The 13153-nt window shown below is 45.0% G+C and carries 12 protein-coding genes; 8 read left to right on the top strand and 4 right to left on the bottom strand.

Features of this window, described 5'->3' with window-relative positions:
* Positions 1 to 313 precede the first annotated feature (313 nt).
* From JHD69_RS06725 to JHD69_RS06705, 5 genes are all read left to right on the top strand, one after another.
* The gene (locus JHD69_RS06725) at positions 314 to 1936 is read left to right on the top strand and encodes an ABC-F family ATP-binding cassette domain-containing protein (RefSeq protein ID WP_199138635.1); all 1623 of its coding nucleotides are present in this window, start codon (positions 314 to 316) and stop codon (positions 1934 to 1936) included.
* 157 nt (positions 1937 to 2093) lie between these two features.
* Positions 2094 to 2723: an ABC transporter ATP-binding protein gene (locus JHD69_RS06720; RefSeq protein WP_199138628.1), complete on the top strand. Its 630-nt coding sequence runs from the start codon at positions 2094 to 2096 to the stop codon at positions 2721 to 2723.
* Positions 2720 to 3943, top strand: coding sequence for an ABC transporter permease (locus tag JHD69_RS06715; RefSeq protein ID WP_199138626.1), 1224 nt, complete (start codon positions 2720 to 2722; stop codon positions 3941 to 3943). The genes JHD69_RS06720 and JHD69_RS06715 overlap by 4 nt, the downstream gene beginning before the upstream one ends.
* A gap of 8 nt (positions 3944 to 3951) precedes the next feature.
* Positions 3952 to 4395: a hypothetical protein gene (locus JHD69_RS06710; protein WP_199138623.1), complete on the top strand. Its 444-nt coding sequence runs from the start codon at positions 3952 to 3954 to the stop codon at positions 4393 to 4395.
* A gap of 2 nt (positions 4396 to 4397) precedes the next feature.
* A complete protein-coding gene (locus JHD69_RS06705; protein WP_199138621.1) occupies positions 4398 to 4832 on the top strand; it encodes a Fur family transcriptional regulator in 435 nt (144 codons plus the stop codon).
* Positions 4833 to 4896: 64 nt separating this feature from the next.
* Here the strand turns inward: JHD69_RS06705 and JHD69_RS06700 are convergent, their stop codons facing one another.
* A complete protein-coding gene (locus JHD69_RS06700) occupies positions 4897 to 5403 on the bottom strand; it encodes an FKBP-type peptidyl-prolyl cis-trans isomerase (RefSeq protein ID WP_199138619.1) in 507 nt (168 codons plus the stop codon).
* 234 nt (positions 5404 to 5637) lie between these two features.
* Here JHD69_RS06700 and JHD69_RS06695 point away from each other — a divergent pair, with 234 nt between their 5' ends.
* Positions 5638 to 6228: a hypothetical protein gene (locus JHD69_RS06695; protein WP_199138617.1), complete on the top strand. Its 591-nt coding sequence runs from the start codon at positions 5638 to 5640 to the stop codon at positions 6226 to 6228.
* 78 nt (positions 6229 to 6306) lie between these two features.
* Here JHD69_RS06695 and JHD69_RS06690 read toward each other — a convergent pair whose 3' ends face one another.
* On the bottom strand, positions 6307 to 8322 hold the full coding sequence (locus JHD69_RS06690; protein ID WP_199138615.1) for a thioredoxin domain-containing protein: 2016 nt from the start codon (positions 8320 to 8322) through the stop codon (positions 6307 to 6309).
* A gap of 195 nt (positions 8323 to 8517) precedes the next feature.
* Between JHD69_RS06690 and JHD69_RS06685 the strand changes: the two genes are divergently transcribed.
* Positions 8518 to 9615 (top strand): mandelate racemase/muconate lactonizing enzyme family protein, encoded by a 1098-nt coding sequence (locus JHD69_RS06685; protein WP_199138613.1) that lies wholly within the window; start codon positions 8518 to 8520, stop codon positions 9613 to 9615.
* Positions 9616 to 9645: 30 nt separating this feature from the next.
* Here the strand turns inward: JHD69_RS06685 and JHD69_RS06680 are convergent, their stop codons facing one another.
* Positions 9646 to 10488, bottom strand: a complete 843-nt coding sequence (locus JHD69_RS06680; protein WP_199138611.1) for a glycoside hydrolase family 25 protein — start codon at positions 10486 to 10488, stop codon at positions 9646 to 9648.
* A gap of 106 nt (positions 10489 to 10594) precedes the next feature.
* Positions 10595 to 11965 carry a dipeptidase gene (locus JHD69_RS06675; protein ID WP_199138609.1) on the bottom strand — a complete coding sequence of 457 codons (1371 nt, stop codon included), beginning with the start codon at positions 11963 to 11965 and terminating at the stop codon, positions 10595 to 10597.
* A 178-nt stretch (positions 11966 to 12143) separates the two neighbouring features.
* Here JHD69_RS06675 and JHD69_RS06670 point away from each other — a divergent pair, with 178 nt between their 5' ends.
* Positions 12144 to 13106, top strand: coding sequence for an SGNH/GDSL hydrolase family protein (locus JHD69_RS06670; protein ID WP_199138607.1), 963 nt, complete (start codon positions 12144 to 12146; stop codon positions 13104 to 13106).
* Positions 13107 to 13153: the final 47 nt, after the last annotated feature.

The raw sequence follows: 13153 nt of genomic DNA, 5'->3' as shown, positions 1-13153 counted from the left end.
CCCCCCCCCCCCCCCCCCCCCCCCCCCCCCCCCCCCCCCCCCCCCCCCCCCTTTTTAGATGTGTATAAGAGACAGGTTCCTGCCATGTACGAAGGCAAAGGTGTAGCCTCAGAATTTAAAGTGGCTACCGAGATTTCCTTCTCAAATAACGACGGCCATAAACGTTTCAACTGGAACTAAGCATTAAAGCCCACCATAGCCAGGCAATCTCAAAAAGGTTGCCTTTTTTTATTGGTTGCAATCCCTCGCAAAGTGCAAAAGCCTAGGTATAAGCAAAAAAAATACGTACCTTTGCAGCTTATTTTTCAGCAACATGATTTCAGTTTCTAACTTATCCCTGCGCTACGGCAAACGCACTCTTTTTGAAGAAGTTAACCTTAAGTTTACACACGGCAACTGCTATGGTGTAATTGGGGCCAATGGCGCAGGTAAATCTACTTTCCTAAAGATCCTTTCTGGCGATGTAAGTGCCACGACCGGTAATGTAGCCTTTACGCCCGGCGAGCGCATGGCCGTATTGAAGCAGAACCACTACGAGTTTGACGAATTTTCGGTCATCGAAACCGTAATGATGGGTCACAAAGAGCTGTACGACATCATGAAGGAAAAAGACGCCATTTACCTGAAAGAAGATTTCACGGAGAAAGATGGCGAGCGTGCCGGCGAGCTGGAAAATCTGTTTGCCGAAAAAGACGGCTGGAACATGGAAAGCAATGCCGCTACCCTGTTGAGCAACTTGGGCATAAAAGAAGAACACCATTACAAATTGCTGAAGGAATTGGATGGTAACCAAAAAGTACGCGTGCTTTTGGCCCAGGCTCTGTTCGGAAATCCGGATATCCTGTTGCTCGATGAGCCTACCAACGATTTGGACATCGATACTATTGCCTGGCTAGAGAACTTCTTGGCCGACTACCAGAACATTGTTTTGGTGGTTTCCCACGATAGGCACTTTTTGGATGCCGTTTGTACGCACATCGTTGATATTGACTTTGGCAAGATGAGCATTTATACAGGAAACTATACTTTCTGGTACGAATCGAGCCAATTGGCCCTGAAACAACGCAGCGACCAGAACAAAAAACTGGAAGAGAAAGTAAAAGAGCTACAGGAATTTATCCAGCGCTTTAGTGCCAATGCCTCTAAATCTAAACAGGCTACCTCACGTAAAAAAGCATTGGATAAGATCGATATCTCGGAAATCAAGGCTTCGAGCCGAAAATATCCGGCCATCATGTTCAACAATGCAGGCCGCGAGGCTGGCGATCAGATTTTGCAGGTAGAGAACCTGGGCAAAACGGCCAATGGCGAAGTGATGTTCAAAAACATCAGCTTTATGGTAAACAAAGGTGATAAAATTGCCGTTTTATCGCAAAACAGTTTGGCCACCACTGCTTTTTACGATATTTTGGCTGGCCATGATAAAGATTTTACCGGCGAATTCAAGTTTGGCGTAACCATCAGCACCGCTGATATCCCGAATGACAATTCAACCTATTTTGAAGGCAAGAACGAAAACCTGGTGGATTGGCTGCGCGAATATTCGGGTACCGATGCCGACGAACAGTTTGTGAGAAGCTTCCTTGGCCGTATGCTGTTCTCGGGCGAAGAAGTGCTTAAAAACGTAAAAGTACTTTCTGGAGGCGAAAAAATGCGTTGCATGTTCTCGAGGATGATGTTGCAACAAGCCAATTTCCTGATGTTCGACGAGCCAACCAACCACTTGGACCTCGAGTCGATTACGGCCTTAAATAATGGCATGAACGATTTTAAGGGCACTATGCTGTTCACTTCGCGCGACCACGCCCTGACCGAATCGGTTGCCAATCGCATCATCGAAATTACGCCTAAGGGCATCATCGATAAACTGATGACTTACGACGAATACATCAACAACAGCGATGTAACCAAACAGCGCGAAGAAATGTACAAATAAGCAATTAGGCTTAAAAGCCATACCTCCCATCGGATTAAAACCCGGTGGGATTTTTTTTATGCAGGCGGTAGCAAATCCTTTACACAATTTTTAATGCAATTTAATTGCATATACTATTTTTGTAAACAGAAGGCTCAATGGCTTTTTTGCTTATTCAATGATTTCAATCCAAGCTGTAGCACATAGCTACAATAGCAACCAGCAGCTCCGTTTTAAGGACTGGCAGATCAACAATGGCGAACAATGGCTGTTGCTGGGCCAATCTGGCAGTGGAAAAACCACGCTTTTGCATATTTTAACAGGTATTTTAAAACCTACTGCCGGCGAAGTACGCATCGGCGATACTTCCATTTACCAGCTTTCGCCAAAGGCACTCGACCGTTTTAGGGGCAGGCAGATCGGTATTATTTTTCAAAGGCCACACCTCATCAAAAGCTTAACCATTGCCGAAAACCTATTGTTGGCCCAAAGTTTTGCCAAACTGCCCGAAAACCACGAACGCTTAGACGAGGTGCTGAAATCGTTGGATATGCTGCACAAAAAAAATGCTTACCCCAACGAGCTGAGCCAAGGACAGCTGCAACGTATTTCTATTGCCAGGGCCGTTATCAATAAACCTGCCCTGTTAATTGCCGACGAGCCTACTTCGAGCCTCGACGACAAGAATGCCGAAGCGGTGCTTGAATTGCTGCTGCAACAATCGGGCTTAAACCAAGCCACCCTGGTTGTAGCTACCCACGATAAACGAGTAAAAGATGCCTTTACACACACTTACGACCTGACATGAGCCCTTTTAGAATAAGTTGGAAGAGTTTAGCAGCTAAACCGCTTTCATCGGCCTTAAATATTTTGCTCATTGCCTTTGGTACAGGCATCTTAACCATTTTGCTGTTGGCTTCGACCCAAATTGAAGAAAAGCTGAACAACAACTCGAAAGATATAGACCTTGTGGTTGGAGCCAAAGGCAGTCCTTTGCAGCTCATTTTAAGCAGCATCTACTACATCGACTTCCCAACCGGAAACATTCCGCTCAAAGAGGCCAACGAGCTGGCGCATAATCCTTTTGTTAAGCGCGCTACGCCCCTGGCCCTAGGCGACAACTATAATGGGGTGCGCATCGTGGGAACCGATACCAATTTTATCAGTCTGTATCAATTAAAGGTACAGGACGGAAAATTCTGGAAAGCCGATTTAGAAGCGACCATTGGAGCCACGGTGGCCAAAAACCAAAACTTAAAGGTAGGCGATACTTTTTTCGGTGCGCATGGCTTAACCGGCAACTCCGATGTGCACAAAGACCACGCCTATAAGGTAGTGGGTATTTTGGCTCCGCAAGGCAACGTAACCGACAACTTGATTTTGACCAATATTGCCAGTGTTTGGAAAATGCACGAAGAACCCGAAAAAGCGGGGGCACACGAACACCACGATGCGCCAACCCCTAACCCAACAAGCGAAATCCAGGGTCAGGAAATCACTTCGTTGCTGATCCAATACCGCTCGCCAATGTCGGTGGTCATGTTTCCGCGAATGGTAAACCAGGCCACCAATTTGCAATCGGCCTCACCGGCTATGGAAAGTACGCGCCTTTTCTCTCTGATTGGTGTGGGCGTTGATACCCTGCAGTGGTTTGCGATCCTCATTATGCTCATTGCCGCCATCAGCGTATTTGTGAATCTTTACAACTCGCTTAAAGAAAGAAGCTACGACCTGGCCATTATGCGTACTTTGGGGGCTTCACGAACCAAACTGTTTGTTATTGTTATCCTCGAAGGACTTATCTTGACCATTATAGGAACCATCGTTGGCATGGGTTTGGGGCACCTGGCACTGGAATTGATTGCACATTATCAAGAAAGCAGCCAGGCCAAGCTCAGCGGACTGGTTTTTATCCCATCCGAGGCTTACCTCTTGCTTGCTGGGCTGGCTATCGGTATATTTGCATCTATCATACCGGCTTTACAAGCTTACCGTTCTAATATTTCTAAAATACTTGCCAAAAACTAAAACCACAGATGAAAAAACTAAGCATCATTCTTTTATTATTAACAGGCTTCGGATTTGCAGCCAAGGCGCAACACGACCCTAGCGATCAGATCATGTCAGAAAACTGGGATATTATAGGCAGCGTTGACTTTAAAACCGTTAAAGACACCGAGATGTATGCCATTTTTGGCAATGAAATTAAAAAACATGCCAACAAGCCTTTCGAATTGGAGGGCTATATTGTGCCGATCAAAGACGGCATGAAACAAACTAAGTTCATGCTCTCTACGCTACCCATTAACCAATGTTTCTTTTGCGGCAAAAACGGCGTGCCAATTATGGTGATGGTTGAACTGACCGAACCCATCAAATTTACCTACCAGACGGTAAAAATTAAAGGAACCTTGAAATTAAGCACGGCCAATGCCATGGACAGTCCGCCGATAAGTTTAATGGCAGGCAAAGCACTATAATCATGCAAAAGAGAAATCCTGTAGATATTTTAAGGGAAAACCAGCTCAAAAACACGCGTCAGCGGGTACGTGTACTCGAAGAGATCGCGGCCGACAAAGCGGCTATTTCGCAACCTGATTTGGAAAAGAAGTTGGGCAAGGAAATAGACCGGGTAACCTTATATCGTATTCTCAACACTTACGAAGACAAAGGCATCCTGCACCGCATTATCGATTTTAACGGTACGGCCAATTATGCCATCTGCTCGTCGGCCTGCACCGCACACCATCACCACGACGAACATTTGCATTTCAATTGTACCCATTGCCACAAAATCTATTGCCTAGAAACCAAAGTGCCCGCCATCAACATTCCTGATGGTTTTACAGCCAATACCATCAGCTTAATTGCTTATGGCATTTGCGACAAATGTGGCAAGGCCGATAAGCGCAACTGAAAAAACCCCATAAAAAAGGCGCTGAAATGATTTCAGCGCCTTTTTTGTTAATTAGGCCAAACCCCTAGTGGCCTGAGTGGCCATCGGCACCGTGTGCATGACCGTGGCTCAATTCTTCGGCGGTTGCCTCGCGAACGGTTAAAATCTTTCCTGAAAAAATAAGGTTTTTGCCAGCCATTGGGTGGTTCAAATCAACCGAAATATATTCTTCGTGTACACCGGTTACACCTGCACGGAAATGGTTGCCTTGGTTGTCTTGCAACGGAATTACATCGCCAACATTTGGCAAATCGCCTCCGGCTTCCTTAAACATATCGATAGGCAGGTCAACGTGGGCCGCTGGATCGATTTCGCCATAACCTTCTGCCGGAGAAAGCTCGAAGCCGTATTCATCGCCAGCTTTTAAGCCCTGCAAATGCTCTTCAAATTTTGGCAGCATCATGCCTACGCCAAACAAGAACACTAAAGGGTTCTCTTCGTTTGCTTTTTCAACAAAAACTTGCTGACCTTCTGGTGTAGTAGTGTGCAACTCATAAGTGATAGACACTACGGTGTTTGAATTGATATTCATTCTGTTCTGTTTTAATTTATAAATTCTACTGCCGGCAACCGAAATACAGGCAGTTGGCAAGTTTTATTTCGGCAAATATAGGTTAATTATTAGGGTAACAAAAAACCATCCTTAATTGTTGCCGCAAAAGCAACAAGAATGGGAACAACAAGAAAAACAACACCAAAATCTATTTATCTTAGCCGATCATCCTGATTCGATAACGCTTAACCGAAGAAAAAACCAAGCCAAAAGATGAACGCATTTAGAAACCTGCTGTATTCGTTGATGATGTTTATATTCGTCACCATAGAGTTTTACCTCCTCATCAAGCTTACTTTTTGGCTATTTGATAAAATAGAAGCCTATCAACCGGCTATTGGCGAATCGCTGTACTGGACATTATTTGTACTTGTAGGCTTTATCGCAATTTTTGTAGCCAACTATCCACTGGTTTTTATATCGGTAGCCCTGATCCGCAAAATAGCCATAACGCCCGACTGGAAGTATGCCATTTGGTTTACCAGGATCTATTCGATCATGTTTTGTGCATTTGCCATCATCCAAACATTTAGCGCTACGAGCAGCGGTAAAATGTTATTTGTCTTTGTGATAATGGCAATTATCATGATGAGGGCCGTTTATATCAATATAGTGGCTACCAGCGAAAGCGTTTTTGTGAGGAAATTTGTCGCTGAAACAGAGGGCCTCACCGCAAAGCAATTCAGGGCAGAAATGAAAGCGATTATGAAACCCAAGAACACCGGAAAGGATGAAATCATAACCAGCATTAAAGCACGGATCAACGAGCTCAACCAAACAGAGAACAAGAGCGATGGCTTCTAGCTTTGGCTTAAAAATTATTCTGGCCTCTCTAAAACACCTATTTTCACGATCTTGGCAACTCTTTCCCTATCTCAAAAATTAATTGATCAATTTTAAGGCTTCGGCAACCGTACCTACTGGCAACTGGCAGGTTTTGTTTCGGCAAACGTATATTTTCGTTTCTTCGCTAAGCTTACCTTCCAACAGAGGGAGGCTACTTTTTGTCCCCCCCAGCATCATTTTATTGGGAATATACCGCTCGTTGAATTCTTTTTTCACGTTTTCGGTAGCTGTACCCGCCAAGGCGATTTCGTTGATACCATAAACCTCATTGAGCAGTTGGATGCACCAGTTGGAGTATGCCGAACCATAAGCCTTGATCCTCGGCAACACCGCAGCTAACATAGCCGATGCTTTTTCGCTGTAGCTTTGCTCATCATAAAGCAGTCCCAGTTTTTGCAGGTTTTGGGCCATGACCGAATTAGAAGATGCAATCACGTTGTCCATAACCTCATGCTTGCGCGCAATCAGTGCTTCGCCATTGCCTGCTGTATAAAAGAACATATCGTTTGTGGGGTCTGCAAAATTGGCCAATACATAATCGGTTAATGCTTTGGCTTTGCTTAGCCAATCTTCGTTAAAATCAGCTTCGTAAAGGGCAATTAATGCTTCGATCATCAAGGCATAATCATCTAAAAAGCCCGAAATGCTGGACTTTCCGTTCTTGTAGTTGCGGTATAGGCCGCCATCTGGCGCCACCATTTCGCTCAGGATAAAAGTTGCGGCCTTTTTGGCGCGTTCATAATACAATTCATAAGCTAATATTTGGGAAGTTTCGGCCAAAGCCTTGATCATCATGGCGTTCCAAGCTGTTAAACACTTATCGTCTAAGCCTGGTCTTACGCGTTTGCCTCTTTCATCAAGTAATTTGGCTTTGGCCAAAGCAACTTTATCATAAAGCGTTGCTGCATCTATTTCGTATTTGGCGAGGATCTCCTCGTCGTTAATTGTTCTTCTTAGAATATTCGTTTCTTCCTCTTCCCAGTTTCCTTCGGCGGTAACATTGAAATATTCGGCCAATAACACCGCATCTTCTTCGCCAACTACCTTATCAAAGGTTTCTTTGTCCCAGACATAAAATTTGCCTTCTACCCCTTCGCTATCCGCATCTAAGGCCGAATAAAACAGGCCGTTTGGCGCGCTCATCTCGCTAAAGACCCAATCAATCGTATCAACAACCACTTGTGCAAAGGGCTGAAACTTGAGGCATTGATAGGCTTCTGCATATAACCCAATGAGCTGGGCATTATCGTAAAGCATTTTTTCGAAATGGGGCACATGCCATTTGTCGTCAACCGAATAACGGGCAAAACCGCCACCTATCTGATCGTAAATGCCACCCATCGCCATCGCTTCCAGGGTAGTGCAAACTGCCGTAAAAACCGCTTCGTCGGGCGCCAAAAAGGCATAGCGCAACAGAAAACTCCAATTGTTGGGCAAAGGAAATTTGGGTGCACGGTTGTAGCCGCCTTCGGTAATATCGAAATGGCGCTTCCAGGGTTCTATAATTTCGGCAAGTTGGATTGGCGAGAAATCGGTTTCGCCCTGGAAAGGAATAATCTGTTCGGCTTGTTGAATACCATCGGTCAATCGCTGGGCATAGTTGGTGGCCTTTTGGGGTTCGTCTTTCCACAAAGCGGCTAAATTGAGCAGGATATTGATCCAATCTGGCTTTCTAAAATACGTACCTCCGTAAATGGGGCGCTGATCGGGCAGGCAAATGGCATTTAAGGGCCAGCCCCCGTTGCCGTTCATCAATTGTACGGCCAGCATGTAAATTTGGTCTATATCGGGTCTTTCCTCGCGATCTACCTTAATGCACACAAAATGCTGGTTCATCACCTCGGCCACCTCATGGCTTTCAAAACTTTCGTGTTCCATAACATGGCACCAATGGCAGGCCGAGTAGCCAATGCTTACCAAAATGAGCTTGTTTTCTGCCTGGGCTTTGGCCAAGGCTGCTGGCCCCCACTCGTACCATTGTACCGGATTGTAGGCATGCTGCAACAAATAAGGCGAAGAAGCGTTGATGAGGCTATTGGGTTCTTTGTTCATAGCTGTGAGGCAATAGATTTGAGATATGAGACGATAGATTTGAGATATGAGATGATAGATTGGAGACCTGACACAATGGTCGATTGTCACAATTAAGGTGTAAATCTATCAATTATCTACAAACCTGTTTCTATTTAATTTTTGTTTTTTACATTAGTTCCCAAATCGTAAAGCTATTGTCCAGTATCTAAAAAAATGAAAATCACCCACACCGAAATCTACCGTTTCAGCATACCGATGGAGCCTTTTGTCATTGCTACAGGCACCATGCACTTTGCACAGAATGTATTGGTTAAAATCTACACCGATTCGGGCATCTATGGCATTGGCGAATGTTCGGCTTTTCCGATGATTGTGGGCGAAACCCAGGATACCTGCATCGCCATGGCCAAAGATTTTGCGCTGATTTGGAAAGACAAGAATCCGCTCGAAATACCGGAACGCATGCAAGACCTGTTGGCTTATGCCGACCATAATGCAACTATTAAAAGTGCATTCGATATGGCTTTGTTTGATATTGCGGCCAAAAATGCAGGTTTGCCCCTATACAAATTTTTGGGCGGGCACAAACGTGCGATAGAAACCGACATGACGATTGGGATCGATACGCCCGAAAAAATGTCGCTGATGGCGTTGAAGCACCAAAAAAATGGCTGTCAGATCCTCAAAATCAAATTGGGGAAAAAAGTGCATGACGATATTGAACGTGTTAAACAGATCAGGGCTGCGGTTGGCCCAGAAATGGTACTGCGCCTGGACGCCAACCAGGGCTGGAGCTTTGATGATGCCTTGCTGGCCTTGGGCGAACTCGAGACGCAAAACATAGAATTTTGCGAACAGCCCATGCGCACCTGGTACGACGACCGACTGCCCGAGCTGAACCTTAACTCGCCGATTAAAATCATGGCCGACGAAAGCTGCTATAACCATCACGACGCACGCAAACTGATCAACGCGCAGGCCTGCGAATACCTGAATATTAAATTTGCCAAATCTGGCGGTATTTTAGAAGCTCAAAAAATACATGAAGAAGCCCTGCAAAAAGGGGTAAAATGTATGATTGGCAGCATGCTCGAAAGCCGTATTGCACTTACGGCCAACCTACATTTTGCCTTGGCTAGTCCTAACGTAGTCTTTTTCGACCTCGATACCTGCCTATTGGGACATTTGGTAGACCCGGTAACTGGCGGGCTCACCTACGACGGCTTTATGCTCGATGTGCCAGAAAGCATAGGTATCGGCGCTGATGCCGACCAGCAATTTCTAGATACCTGCGAAAAATGGACGATTTAGTTGTTATTGCCCATCCCTAACAAGCTATCGCTATTTTTTCAGCAATCGGTCAAAAGCCAAACTATCACCGTTAAAGGCATTGAAATCAACTACATGGTTAATCCCGTTGATTCGCGCTTGATCTGAGTGTTGCCAAAACTTCCAGTCCTTTTCATTGAGCTTAAGCTTAGGCTGGTGGTAATGCGCTACCCAAAACGGATAGTCTTTATAATAGCCCTGCAAATGCTCTTGATAGAATTTCAAGCCCGTATAAATAATGGGTTTTACCTTGGTACGGTCTTCTATTTGAATGATAAATGCGTTCAGTTCCTTGCGCATCTGTGCAGGAGATACGCCATCGAGGCTTTCGATATCGACAACCGGGGGCAGATCGCCTTTTTCGATGCTTACCGTCTGCAAAAAGAAATTAGCCTGCCATAAACCCGATTTTTTGGGCCTGAAAAAATGGTAGGCGCCTACTTTTAGGCCAGCTTTGGGAGCTTCTCGCCAGTTGCGCTGAAAACAGGGGTCTACACCTAACAAACCCTCGGTAGCTTTGATAAAGGCAAAGGAAACCCTTACGCCGTCTTCTTCCATGTTTTTTACCTTTTGCCAATCGATACGTCCTTGGTAATACGACACATCAATGCCGTGGATCCTATATTTTTTAGGGATTTTGATATTGAAACTTTCGTAGGTACGGTAGTTTTTGTCCTCGCCTGGATGGCGCAATCCATACCAAGTGGCACTGGCAAATTTGAGGATGTAGCCATAATAAAACGGCGACAAAAGAATAAGCAATAAGCCCACAACGGCAAATTTAAGGTAGATCGACCATCCTTTTTGCTTCTTCCGTTGCGGTTTCCTTAGGGTTTTTCTTTTGACTGGAGGCATGGACTAAAAATACGAAACCTCACTTAAATCGTATACCATTTAAATGAGGTTTCTGGTTAATTTGAACCGTTTTACAGAAGCTGTTAGCCCCATCACGGTTTGCCGATTATTTGCTTAATTCGGCGTAGTACTTATGAAACAAAGGCAGGGTTTCTATGCCTTTATAATAGTTGAAAATATCGTATTTTTCGTTTGGCGAGTGCAAGGCATCGCTGTCCAGGCCAAAGCCGAACAATACCGATTTAATGCCCAAAACATCTTCAAACAAAGCCACAATTGGAATACTGCCACCGCCACGGGTCGGAATTGGCTTTTTGCCAAAGCTGTCTTCAATGGCTTTCTCGGCCGCACGGTAAGCCACGCTATCGGTTGGGGTAACCACCGGCTCGCCGCCATGGTGCGCAGTAACCCTAACCTTTACATAATCTGGCGCAATGCTTTCGAAATGCTTGGTAAAGATCTCGCTGATTTCGTCGGAGTTTTGGTTAGGCACCAAGCGCATTGAAATTTTAGCATTGGCCTTGCTTGGCAATACGGTTTTGGCACCTTCGCCAATATAGCCGCTCCAAATGCCGTTTACTTCTAAGGTTGGGCGGGTTCCGGTACGTTCCAATGCCGAATAGCCTTTTTCGCCCCAGTCGGCCTTGATATCCAGGTCTTTTTTGTATTCGTCTAAATCAAATGGTGCCGAATTGAGGGCTTTCTTTTCCTCATCGCTCAGTTCAACTACTTTATCGTAAAATGCAGGAATGGTGATATGGTTGTTCTCATCGTGCAACGAAGCAATCATTTTGCATAAAATGGTAGCCGGATTGGCCACTGCGCCACCATAAACACCAGAGTGCAGGTCGCGGTTCGGCCCAATTACTTCTACTTCCATGTAAGCCAAGCCGCGCAGGCCGGTTTCGATCGATGGATTTTCCATGCTGATCATCGAGGTATCAGAAATCAGCACCACATCGGCCTTTAGGCGCTCTGCATTTGCTTTTACAAAAATACCCAGGTTGGCCGACCCTACTTCTTCTTCGCCTTCAATCATGAATTTAACGTTGCAGGCCAAAGTATTGGTTTGCATCATCAGTTCAAATGCTTTGACGTGCATGTAGAATTGTCCTTTATCGTCGCAGGCACCGCGGGCATAGATTTTGCCATCGCGAACCGTAGGCTCAAAAGGAGGCGTATGCCACAGCTCGAGCGGATCAGGTGGCTGCACGTCGTAGTGGCCATAAATCAGTACCGTTGGCAAGCTGGCGTCGATTATTTTTTCGCCATACACGATCGGATAGCCGGCAGTTTCGCAGATTTCTACTTTATCGGCACCGGCATCTCTTAGCTTCTGCGCCACAAAATCGGCCGTTTTTAAAACATCGCCTTTATATTTTGGATCAGCACTTACCGATGGAAAACGCAATAATTCGAAAAGCTCGTCTAAAAAGCGTTGCTTATTCGCCTCAACATAATTCTTGATTTCTTGCATATCATTTATATTTTTAAACAAATATATGCTTTTTGCCAAAGCCTGCTAAAAAACAATTGCCATCGGGCTTAATTGCCAACTTTAACTAAAAGTAAATCAAGCTTATAAATCGCATTTGTAATAATTATATATTTGTGGCCGAATAGCTTTATTTTTGCGCTATAATAATTTAAAAGGGATGAGATTTCGGGCATTAGCGCTATGCTTTGCAATTTTATTAGGTTTTTGTTTCCGTTCAACTGCCCAGATTACTGGAGCCAGCTGTCCGGAATCTGCCAAATATTATGCTAAAGACAGCGTAAATGTGGTGACCTTTGGCGCAAGCACGGTAGCAGGCGTAAACGGCCTGGACTTTCAATCGTACCTTACCACTAATTTTTTAAACTGCTATACCGGCAAAACCATCAACGTACAGAAATACGGTGTTGCGGGCGAAACCACTGGCAAAGGCCTGTTGAGAATAGACAATGCCATTTTTGGCAAAACAGGCTTTATCGTTATTTTAATGGGGGCCAACGATGCCTTGGACATTGAGGCAGGCAAACAAAAAATAGCCGAAACCGAGGCTAACATGCGTACTTTTATCGTCAAGTCGCTGAACCAGAACCTGGTGCCCATTGTTTGTACATTGCAAAACTTCGACGATCGCCAAGATGCTCGTTTGAGAAGGGCAAACGTACAGGTAAGGCTCATCAACGACATTTACAAAAAGCTGGTTAAGGAGTATAACATCTATCTGGCCGACATCAATGCCGTGATACGCCGCGATTTTACCTTGTACCAGGATGCCATCCACCCTAACGCCAGGGGCAACAGGCTGATCAGCTTTGTACTTTTTGACACCATCAACAAAATTATTGCCGAACGCTTTTTGCAGTTCGTGGTTACGCAAAACTATCCCAACCCTGGCAGGGACCTGACTTCGGTTGACATTGTAATGCCGGCTTCAGACAAAATAGAATTCAAGATTTACAACCTGCAAGGCAAAGTAGTGCAAACTGTATTGAATGAATATCTCAACACGGGCAAGCATACCGTACAGCTAGACCTGCACTATCTTTCTCCCGGCATTTACATCTACAAAATCGTATCCTCATCGGGCCAGTATTCGGCTACCAAAAAGATGATCGTTGTGCGTTAGGCATTTTATTCTTCATTTTCATTGCTATATTAGCCAAACAAACATCA

Source organism: Pedobacter sp. ASV12 (assembly GCF_016429155.1).
Taxonomy (GTDB): domain Bacteria; phylum Bacteroidota; class Bacteroidia; order Sphingobacteriales; family Sphingobacteriaceae; genus Pedobacter.
This window is presented reverse-complemented; position numbering and strand designations above follow the sequence as displayed.

What these genes read in the sequence shown, in the direction of transcription:
- JHD69_RS06690 (WP_199138615.1), bottom strand. Translation starts at nt 8,322, where the DNA reads ATGAACAAAGAACCCAATAGCCTCATCAACGCTTCTTCGCCTTATTTG.
- JHD69_RS06705 (WP_199138621.1), top strand. Translation starts at nt 4,398, where the DNA reads ATGCAAAAGAGAAATCCTGTAGATATTTTAAGGGAAAACCAGCTCAAA.
- JHD69_RS06695 (WP_199138617.1), top strand. Translation starts at nt 5,638, where the DNA reads ATGAACGCATTTAGAAACCTGCTGTATTCGTTGATGATGTTTATATTC.
- JHD69_RS06700 (WP_199138619.1), bottom strand. Translation starts at nt 5,403, where the DNA reads ATGAATATCAATTCAAACACCGTAGTGTCTATCACTTATGAGTTGCAC.
- JHD69_RS06715 (WP_199138626.1), top strand. Translation starts at nt 2,720, where the DNA reads ATGAGCCCTTTTAGAATAAGTTGGAAGAGTTTAGCAGCTAAACCGCTT.
- JHD69_RS06710 (WP_199138623.1), top strand. Translation starts at nt 3,952, where the DNA reads ATGAAAAAACTAAGCATCATTCTTTTATTATTAACAGGCTTCGGATTT.
- JHD69_RS06725 (WP_199138635.1), top strand. Translation starts at nt 314, where the DNA reads ATGATTTCAGTTTCTAACTTATCCCTGCGCTACGGCAAACGCACTCTT.
- JHD69_RS06720 (WP_199138628.1), top strand. Translation starts at nt 2,094, where the DNA reads ATGATTTCAATCCAAGCTGTAGCACATAGCTACAATAGCAACCAGCAG.
- JHD69_RS06685 (WP_199138613.1), top strand. Translation starts at nt 8,518, where the DNA reads ATGAAAATCACCCACACCGAAATCTACCGTTTCAGCATACCGATGGAG.
- JHD69_RS06680 (WP_199138611.1), bottom strand. Translation starts at nt 10,488, where the DNA reads ATGCCTCCAGTCAAAAGAAAAACCCTAAGGAAACCGCAACGGAAGAAG.
- JHD69_RS06670 (WP_199138607.1), top strand. Translation starts at nt 12,144, where the DNA reads ATGAGATTTCGGGCATTAGCGCTATGCTTTGCAATTTTATTAGGTTTT.
- JHD69_RS06675 (WP_199138609.1), bottom strand. Translation starts at nt 11,965, where the DNA reads ATGCAAGAAATCAAGAATTATGTTGAGGCGAATAAGCAACGCTTTTTA.